Annotated in this window: 6 protein-coding genes; all 6 read right to left on the bottom strand. The window is 41.7% G+C overall.

Features of this window, described 5'->3' with window-relative positions; genetic code table 11:
• On the bottom strand, window positions 1–154 hold a 154-nt coding region (locus D908_RS02585), incomplete at its 3' end, for a GNAT family N-acetyltransferase (RefSeq protein ID WP_005526962.1).
• A 144-nt stretch (window positions 155–298) separates the two neighbouring features.
• Complete coding sequence (locus tag D908_RS02590; RefSeq protein ID WP_005526960.1) at window positions 299–946, bottom strand: glutathione S-transferase family protein; 648 nt, start codon at window positions 944–946, stop codon at window positions 299–301.
• 154 nt (window positions 947–1,100) lie between these two features.
• On the bottom strand, window positions 1,101–1,529 hold the full coding sequence (locus D908_RS02595) for a hypothetical protein (protein WP_005526958.1): 429 nt from the start codon (window positions 1,527–1,529) through the stop codon (window positions 1,101–1,103).
• A 640-nt stretch (window positions 1,530–2,169) separates the two neighbouring features.
• Window positions 2,170–2,505, bottom strand: coding sequence for a hypothetical protein (locus tag D908_RS02600; RefSeq protein ID WP_005526956.1), 336 nt, complete (start codon window positions 2,503–2,505; stop codon window positions 2,170–2,172).
• Between the two features lie 134 nt (window positions 2,506–2,639).
• Window positions 2,640–3,095 (bottom strand): GNAT family N-acetyltransferase, encoded by a 456-nt coding sequence (locus D908_RS02605; protein WP_005526954.1) that lies wholly within the window; start codon window positions 3,093–3,095, stop codon window positions 2,640–2,642.
• A gap of 245 nt (window positions 3,096–3,340) precedes the next feature.
• The gene (locus D908_RS20905; protein WP_005526952.1) at window positions 3,341–3,577 is read right to left on the bottom strand and encodes a DUF3709 domain-containing protein; all 237 of its coding nucleotides are present in this window, start codon (window positions 3,575–3,577) and stop codon (window positions 3,341–3,343) included.
• Window positions 3,578–3,839 lie beyond the last annotated feature (262 nt).

Below are 3,839 nucleotides of genomic sequence, written 5' to 3'. Positions count from 1 at the left end.
GTTTGGTAGTGCTAGAAAACTGAGAAAACCATTTCTGACGATTTTCCAGAGTAAATGGAACTTCCTCAAAGCGTGCATTAGTGTGCTCAATATAAAAATTAAAGATGTCGGTGATACCAGCAACATCTTCAAGTTTACCTGTTCGAATTTCCACGAAATTTCCTTTTTCTTCGAGCTTTATAACGCCGCGTTAAGGGGTGCAGGCACGCACTACAAAAGCTACCGCACAGCAACTTAATCACTAAACCCAACGCAAACCGAAAATGCCACGCGTGCCAAATCCCACTTAAACGCCTTGTTATGAGTATGATCTAAAAGGGCTAATATCTATACCTTCGATGTCACAAACCGCCTGAATCGTAGGATTTAAGCAAAGTCGCTTCAAGTACGCCGCTAGGTGCTTGAATGTCAGTGGGGACCTTTTTATTGGTAATGACCACAGAGCAAGCATAAATAAAAAGTAATCACATGCTGTGAGCGTATCGCCAAGTAAATATTCTTGGTGCTCAAGTTGGTTGTCGATAATGAATAATGCATCAGCAATCCTATCATCTTGAGCAGACACAACATTGGGTATGCTAGCTTCATCGTTGGTATGTCGGTGTGGATAATAGCGAACCATGAGTTCTGCTTGCAGTGTATTGTTAAGAAAAGCTAACCATTGATAAAACAGAGGCCGTTTTGCGTCACCAATAGAGGGCATTAACGTTGAGTCTGGGTGCAATTCACAGATATGAATACAAATCGCAGGACTTTCAAAAATTGGCTGGTCATTGATCACCAACGTAGGTATGCGACCGGCTGGATTGAGCCTTAGATAATCTGCTGATTTCTGTGAGTTCAATTTTTTATCGACCAACAATAGCTCATAACTTGCATTTAGGTGATGAAGCAAGAAATGAGGAGCTAGGCTAGCATTGTTCGGATAGTAGTAGAGCTTAAACAAAATTGACTCCTTATCTAGAAACTAGCGAATACTCATAACGCCGCATTAAGTGGTGAGCAACGCAGACCACCAAACTTAAAGTATGATGCCGTAAACACCGAAGTTGAAGCAAACCCAAAATGCCGAGCGTTGGGAATCCGTCTTAAATGCTTTGTTAAGTGTCTGTTTGTACCAATGGTCCAACCAAGGCTGCCCCATTAGGTAAAAGAACGCTGTCATAAACGAAGACAAAGCCGTCATATTTGTCTGCTATCTGAAATAGGCTTTGCCAGATCTTGTGGTTATCTTCAAAGTTAGTATCAGAAACTAGTCCAAGCACAACTTTTGTATGACTAATTGCGTAACTAGTATTCTCTTTTCTATCGTCGCTATTGTTCAAAGAAGCGATATACCCAAGAAAACCATCAATATGATTAGGAATTTCTGAAGATTCCATAATATTGAATCGAACAACATCCTCACCTAACTTGACATCGTAGTACGTTGGCTTTCTAAATATACCTTTGTCGCTTGTCACATCATCAAATACATCTTTTAGATCAACATTATCTCTTTGTATATATATTGCTCCATTTGCTGCCATTATTTCTCCTTTTGACACTTAACGCCGCATTAAGGTGTGAGCGACGCTTGGCTATACTTGAGCGAAGCGAAAGCGCCAAGCGTTGCGAATCACTCTTAAATGCTTTGTTATGTAATTATTCGCTTCATTTGTTTTCGGTAAAATCTAACTTACACCGTTCAGTATGCATACTGTGTAGATCACAGATGATAATAAAGTTATAGCCAATCTACTGTACTGACTGGTGAGGTCGTTTGGCTCAAAATCAAATGATACAGACCCTATTGGTAGTCCCTTGTCATATAGATAACATGCGATGACTGCGCTCATATAAATAGACACAAGTAGCCCAGGGTGAAAAGTACTATGATTTACAAGCTGATATATACCACGCCCAATGGCAATTGAAACCAATGCTAGTACACATATCATTTGGGACTGCCAAGTTAAGTACTTGTGAGGCCATATAATTCTATTCCCAATATATTTCAGCACTTAGAGACTCCTAAACTCCATGAGTTACATAACGCCGCGTTAAGTGGTGAGCAACGCTACCACTGCCCTTAAAGCATTGTACCGTAAACACTAAATTTGAAGTAGAAGCAAAAATGCCGAGCGTTGGGAATCCGTCTTAAACGCTTTGTTATGGCGAAGCTCACGTTTAGCGATTTAGTTCCGTCCAACTTGAGAATAAGCCAAGATCTGTATATTGATGCTCAAAGGCACGCTTGTAACGCACACCAACATACTTTGCCTTACCTACCAAATTTAAACCCACCAAAAACTGTTTAGCAGATGACTTCCTTTCGAATACCGGAATGCCTAAAACTTCAAACTCCTTTAGGGTATCCGAGTCAACCAATATATTGCCATCATGATCATAATGTACATGTTCAAGACGAACAGTCTTAAACTCGACACTTTCTAATGAAAGACTTGGTTCAAATGCATAGAGTACCTGATTTTTAGTTGCTGTATTTGCTAATACAAATGCCATTTTTTCTCCTAAGCCATAACGCCGCGTTAAGGGGCGCAGGCACGCATTACAAAAGCTACCGCAAAGCGACTTAATCACTGAACCCAACGCAAACCGAAAATGCCACGCGTGCCAAGTCCCTCTTAAACGCTTTGTTATGCCATTACTTTTTGTTTTAATTGAACTTCCACTGCTTTTGAACCGTCGGAAAGTATAAAGAAGTCTGAATCAAAACGTTGAACCACATTAAAACCTAGTGCCTTAAAAACAGCGACATTACCTGTTTGTTCAACACACCAAACCGAGACCGAGTTAATTGGCTTAAACTGTGTAACAACGAAATCGACGAGTTTTCTCGCTACACCTTTTTGGCGAAAACTTGGTGCAACTGATAACGAGCTGAGCTGTAATTCTGAGCCAACCTGTTTAGCTTCAACTACTCCAACTAAAACCTGATCAACATGGAAACCAAAACAACTCCACTCACTTTTAGTACTGTTTTTATTGCTAAGTGCGAGCTCAGTTGGCCGGTAAACTTGACGTAGTTCGTCGAAGCAACGCTCTGACAGTTCAACCACTGATTTTTCGTTTGAATCAAGCTGCTTGATCATCAATTTCACCTTAGGCATAACGCCCGCCTAAGGGGCTGGCAACGCATAACACTAAACTTAAACCCAACAACCATAACCACCGCGGTTCAATGGGACTGGAAACGCCGCGCGTTGACAGTCCCTCTTGAGGCGTTTGTTATGCTTAAGCTTCAACGCTTTACATTTGAAGCAACTCAAGAATAACCCACTGAAATCATTGACCAAACTTCGAGTATCCTTGAATTAGAACTGACCAATGCAGGCTTTCATTTAGCAACTAGGCCAATGTGGAAACCCTCTCCGACAAACCAGTTCACCACACATTGGCACGACAACTCAATGAGGCAATAACACTGAAAAGTACAGCGACAAACACATTGCTGTTTCATTAGGCAGCGCAAAACAATGCTCAATTGCTGACAGACTTTAAGCCCATAAGTAAAGGCACCAAACAGCTTAAAGCGACTTGAGAGAGCAAAACTCACCTCGCGCAGACTCAACATTCCAATGAGGCAATCACTCAGAATTTACAACGCCAGATACACTGCCGCTTCATTAGGCAGCGAAAAACAATATTGAATTGCCGACAAAACCTGAACGAAATGCCAAAGGAATCGACAAGCACAACCTACTGATTTTTATGGATTAAGCATAACGCCCGCCTAAGGGGCTGGCAACGCATAACACTAAACTCAAACACAGCAACCGTAACCACCGCGGCTCATTGGGACTGGAACGCCGCGCGTTGACAGTCCCTCTTGACGG

Source organism: Vibrio mimicus CAIM 602, assembly GCF_000338875.1.
GTDB lineage: Bacteria > Pseudomonadota > Gammaproteobacteria > Enterobacterales > Vibrionaceae > Vibrio > Vibrio mimicus.
The sequence above is the reverse complement of the archived record's forward strand: the minus strand, read 5'-3'. Positions and strand labels throughout refer to the sequence as shown.

What these genes read in the sequence shown, in the direction of transcription:
- D908_RS02600 (WP_005526956.1), bottom strand. Translation starts at nt 2,505, where the DNA reads ATGGCATTTGTATTAGCAAATACAGCAACTAAAAATCAGGTACTCTAT.
- D908_RS02605 (WP_005526954.1), bottom strand. Translation starts at nt 3,095, where the DNA reads ATGATCAAGCAGCTTGATTCAAACGAAAAATCAGTGGTTGAACTGTCA.
- D908_RS20905 (WP_005526952.1), bottom strand. Translation starts at nt 3,577, where the DNA reads ATGTTGAGTCTGCGCGAGGTGAGTTTTGCTCTCTCAAGTCGCTTTAAG.
- D908_RS02595 (WP_005526958.1), bottom strand. Translation starts at nt 1,529, where the DNA reads ATGGCAGCAAATGGAGCAATATATATACAAAGAGATAATGTTGATCTA.